The sequence below is a fragment of the Variovorax sp. 01T439_2 genome, from assembly GCF_056398445.1.
In genome coordinates, this window is the sequence record NZ_JBFTPJ010000944.1 from 1 (window position 1) to 4,187 (window position 4,187).

General features: G+C 69.6%; 6 protein-coding genes. 4 read left to right on the plus strand and 2 right to left on the minus strand.

The genetic code is table 11. The features are described from left to right. A partial coding sequence (locus AC1DOC_RS30145; RefSeq protein ID WP_478131170.1) for a cation:proton antiporter domain-containing protein occupies positions 1 to 608 on the minus strand: 608 nt, incomplete at its 3' end. Between the two features lie 87 nt (positions 609 to 695). On the opposite strand from AC1DOC_RS30145, the gene AC1DOC_RS30150 reads away from it, so the two are divergent. From AC1DOC_RS30150 to AC1DOC_RS30165, 4 genes are read left to right on the plus strand one after another with little or no spacing between them, the layout of a single operon-like run. Continuing rightward, positions 696 to 1,694, plus strand: a complete 999-nt coding sequence (locus AC1DOC_RS30150; RefSeq protein WP_478131171.1) for a KpsF/GutQ family sugar-phosphate isomerase — start codon at positions 696 to 698, stop codon at positions 1,692 to 1,694. Beyond that, complete coding sequence (locus AC1DOC_RS30155; RefSeq protein ID WP_478131172.1) at positions 1,694 to 2,224, plus strand: KdsC family phosphatase; 531 nt, start codon at positions 1,694 to 1,696, stop codon at positions 2,222 to 2,224. Before AC1DOC_RS30150 ends, AC1DOC_RS30155 begins: the two co-directional genes overlap by 1 nt. Further along, positions 2,209 to 2,673 carry an LPS export ABC transporter periplasmic protein LptC gene (lptC, locus tag AC1DOC_RS30160; protein ID WP_478131173.1) on the plus strand — a complete coding sequence of 155 codons (465 nt, stop codon included), beginning with the start codon at positions 2,209 to 2,211 and terminating at the stop codon, positions 2,671 to 2,673. Before AC1DOC_RS30155 ends, lptC begins: the two co-directional genes overlap by 16 nt. Positions 2,674 to 2,680: 7 nt before the next feature. Continuing rightward, positions 2,681 to 3,463 (plus strand): SDR family oxidoreductase, encoded by a 783-nt coding sequence (locus tag AC1DOC_RS30165; RefSeq protein ID WP_028254307.1) that lies wholly within the window; start codon positions 2,681 to 2,683, stop codon positions 3,461 to 3,463. Between the two features lie 80 nt (positions 3,464 to 3,543). Here the strand turns inward: AC1DOC_RS30165 and AC1DOC_RS30170 are convergent, their stop codons facing one another. Continuing rightward, positions 3,544 to 4,089 carry an RNA recognition motif domain-containing protein gene (locus tag AC1DOC_RS30170; protein ID WP_478080262.1) on the minus strand — a complete coding sequence of 182 codons (546 nt, stop codon included), beginning with the start codon at positions 4,087 to 4,089 and terminating at the stop codon, positions 3,544 to 3,546. Positions 4,090 to 4,187: the final 98 nt, after the last annotated feature.

Here is a 4,187-nt window from a genome sequence, read left to right on the forward strand (position 1 = left end):
CCATAGAGCAGCACGCCGATCAGCAGCGTGGCCTTCACGAGCGCCAGGCCGATCGCCTTGGCCAGCGCCTCGGGCGGCGCGCCCAGCGCGGGAATCAGCACCAGCAGCGGCACCACCGCCAGATCCTGGAACAGCAGCACGCCCATCACGCGCTTGCCGTGTTCGCTCTCGAGCTCGAGCCGCTCGGCCATCAGCTTGACCACGATCGCGGTGCTGCTCATCGTGAGGGCGCCCGACAGCGCCAGCGCGGTCTGCCACCCGAGCCGCCAGGCCGGCGGGAGCTGCGAGGCGATGGCGAGCGCCCCGGCGGTGGCAATGGCCATGGTCAGCAGCACCTGCAGCAGGCCCAGGCCGAACACGTGCTTGCGCATGGCGCGCAGCTTGGGCAGGCTGAATTCGAGCCCGATCACGAACATCAGGAACACCACGCCGAATTCGCCGAGGTGGCGGATGGCTTCGGAGTTCTGCGCCAATGCCAGCGCATGCGGCCCGATCAGCACGCCGGCCGACAGATAGCCCAGCATCGGCGGCAGTTTCAGCGAGCGGCAGACCACCACGCCGAGCACTGCGGCCAGCAAATACATCAGCGTGAGATCGAACGAGGACATTGCCGGATGCTAGAGCAATGTCCATGCCCCGAACGTGCGGCTTGCATCGAGCGGCGGCGCGCGCCGGCCGGCCCGTAAAATCCGCCGATGAGTTCAGCTCCCCTGCCCCCCGTGGTCGACGCCGACGCAATCCTGGCGCGGGCGCGCGCCACCTTCGACATCGAGTCCGATGCCGTGATCGGCCTCAAGTCGCGCGTGGGTCCGAGCTTCGTCGAGGCCGTGCGCAAGATCCTGGACGTGCGCGGCCGCGTGGTCGTCATGGGCATGGGCAAGAGCGGCCACGTCGGCCGCAAGATCGCGGCGACCCTGGCCTCCACCGRCACGCCGGCCATGTTCGTCCACCCGGCCGAAGCGAGCCACGGCGATCTCGGCATGATCAAGCCGGTCGACCTGGTGCTGGCCATCTCCAACAGCGGCGAGGTCGACGAGCTCACCGTGATCCTGCCGGTGGTCAAGCGCCAGGGCGTGCCCCTCATCGCGATGACCGGCCGCACCGATTCCACCCTCGCGCGCCACGCCGACATCGTGATCGACGCCGGCGTGGCCAAGGAGGCCTGCCCGCTCAACCTCGCCCCCACCGCAAGCACCACCGCCCAGATGGCGATGGGCGATGCGCTGGCAGTGGCGCTGCTCGACGCGCGCGGCTTCGGCTCCGAGGACTTCGCGCGCTCGCACCCCGGCGGTGCGCTCGGCCGCAAGCTGCTCACGCATGTGAGCGACGTGATGCGCTCGGGCGACGAGGTGCCGCGCGTGGCGCCCACTGCAACGCTCAGCGAGCTGATGCGCGAGATGAGCTCCAAGGGCCTGGGCGCCACCGCCGTGGTCGACGCGCAAGGCCGCGCCATCGGCATCTTCACCGACGGCGACCTGCGCCGCCAGGTCGAGACCGGCGGCGACCTGCGCGGCCTCACTGCCGCCGACGTGATGCACCCCGGCCCGCGCACGCTGCGCGCCGAGGCGCTGGCGGTCGAGGCGGCCGAGCTGATGGAAGAACACCGCATCACCAGCGTGCTCATCGTCGACCCCGAGGGGCTCCTGATCGGCGCGCTCAGCATCAACGACCTGATGCGCGCGAAGGTCATCTGATGCCGATCGACTTCCAGGCCGAGACCTTGCTCGCCGCGCAGGACGTGCGCGTCGCGTTCTTCGACATCGACGGCGTGCTGACCGACGGCGGCGTGTATTTCACCGAGCATGGCGAAACCCTCAAGCGCTTCAGCATCCTGGACGGCTACGGCCTCAAGCTGCTGCGCCTGGCGGGCATCACGCCGGCGGTGATTACCGGGCGCGACTCCAAGCCGCTGCGCGTGCGGCTCGAAGCGCTGGGCATCCAGCACGTGCGCTACGGCACCGAAGACAAGCTGCCCGCGGCCCAGGCCATGCTCGAGGAGCTCGGTTTCAGCTGGCTGCAGGCCGCGGCCATCGGCGACGACTGGCCCGACCTGCCCGTGCTGGCGCGCGCCGGCTTTGCGGCCGCGCCCGCCAATGCGCATGCCGAAGTGCGCCAGGCGGTCAACTACGTCACGCGCGCACGCGGCGGAGACCCAAGCTGCTCGCACCCACCGCCAAGGCCGCGCCCACGCACGAGCCCGACTATTTCATGCGCGGCTTCGTGATCAAGAACTTCCTGCCCAACGGCGACCTGCGCAGCGAACTCCATGGCAAGGAAGGCCGGCACTACCCCGACACCGACACCGTCGAGGTCGACGACGTGCGCATGCGCTCCGTTTCGCCGCAGGGCTACACCACCCACGCGACGGCCAATCGCGGCATCTCGAACTCCGACGGCAGCGAGATCCAGCTCTTCGGCAACGCCATCGTCATCCGCGACCCGGTGGTGGGGCCCAGCGGCAAGTCCACGCCGCGCCTGGAGTTCCGCGGCGATTTCCTGCACGCCTTCCTCGATACCGAACGCGTGACCTCGAACAAGCCGGTCACGCTCATCCGCGGCAGCGACCAGTTCACCGCCGACCACCTCGACTACGACAACCTGAGCGGCGTCGCCAACCTGACCGGCCGGGTGCGCGGCGTGCTGATTCCCTCGGCGGCCGGCAAGCCGCGCTGAACTGCGCATGAGCCCGTCTCCGCTTGTCTTCATCACCGGCGCATCGAGCGGCATCGGCCAGGCCCTGGCCGCCAGCTTCTACGAGGCGGGCTACCGCCTGGCGCTGGTGGCGCGGCGCACCGCGGAGATCGAATCCTGGGCCGGCGAGCGCAAGCTGGACCCCGCCCGCTACCAGGTCTATGGCGCGGACGTCGCGCAAACCGACAGCATCGTGGCCGCCGGCGCCGCCTGCATCGCGCGCCAGGGCCTGCCCGACGTGGTGATTGCCAACGCCGGCATCAGCGTGGGCATCGACACCGCGGAGCGCGAGGACATCGAGGTGATGGCCCGGACCTTCGCCACCAACAACGTCGGCCTGATGGCCACCTTCCATCCTTTCGTGGCCGCGATGCGGCAGCGCGGCAGCGGCCGGCTGGTCGGCATCGCGAGCGTCGCGGCCATTCGCGGGCTGCCGGGGCACGGCGCCTACTGCGCCAGCAAGGCGGGCGTGGTCGCGTACTGCGAGAGCCTGCGCGGCGAACTGCACAACAGCGGCGTCAAGGTCGTCACGCTCTGCCCCGGCTACATCGACACGCCGCTGACCCAGGGCAACCGCTACGGCATGCCCTTTCTCATGAAGGCCCGGGACTTTGCCGACCAGGCGCTGCGCGCCATCGAGGCGGGCACCAGCTACCGCGTGATTCCCTGGCAGATGGGCGTGGTCGCCAAGCTGATGCGCATGCTGCCGAATGCGCTGCTCGACCGCGCCGTGCAGGGCCGCGCCCGCAAGAAGCGCAGCGGCGAAAGCTGATGGCTTCGCCGGAGCGGCGGCTCCAATGAAAAAGGCTCCCTGAGGAGCCTTTTTTACTTGTGCGTGACGGGATGCAGCGTTCAGTAGCCGCTGTTGCCGCCGCCGCCGTAGCCACCACCACCGCCGGAGCGGCCACCGCCGCCACCGCCACGGGGGCCGGCACCGTAGGGGCTGCGGAAGCCGCCATCGCCGCCACCACCACCGCCGGAGCGGCCGCCGCCACCGCCGCCATAGCCGCCACCACCGCCGGAGCGGCCGCCGCCGCCACCACCGTAGCCGCCACCACCGCCGCCGCCGCCGTAGCCACCGCCACCACCGCCGCCATAACCACCACCGCCGCCGCCGTAGCCGCCGCCACCGCTGCGGGGCGGACGTGCTTCCATGGGACGTGCTTCGTTGACGACGACGCTGCGGCCGCCGAGCGGCTGGCCGTTCATGCCATTGATGGCCGCTTGCGCTTCCGCGTCACTGCCCATCTCGACGAAGCCGAAGCCCTTCGAGCGGCCCGTGTCGCGTTCCATCATGACCTTGGCGCTGGTCACCGCGCCGAATTGTCCAAAAGCCTGTTCGAGATCACTGTCGCGCACCGAGTAAGGCAGGTTGCCGACATACAGTTTGTTGCCCATCAAGGGACTCCTATAAACACATAGCAAGAAAAGCGATGGAGTCCCGAAAGCATCACTCAAACGAGAGCCGTCGAGTCGCGCGAAACTGACCGATCACC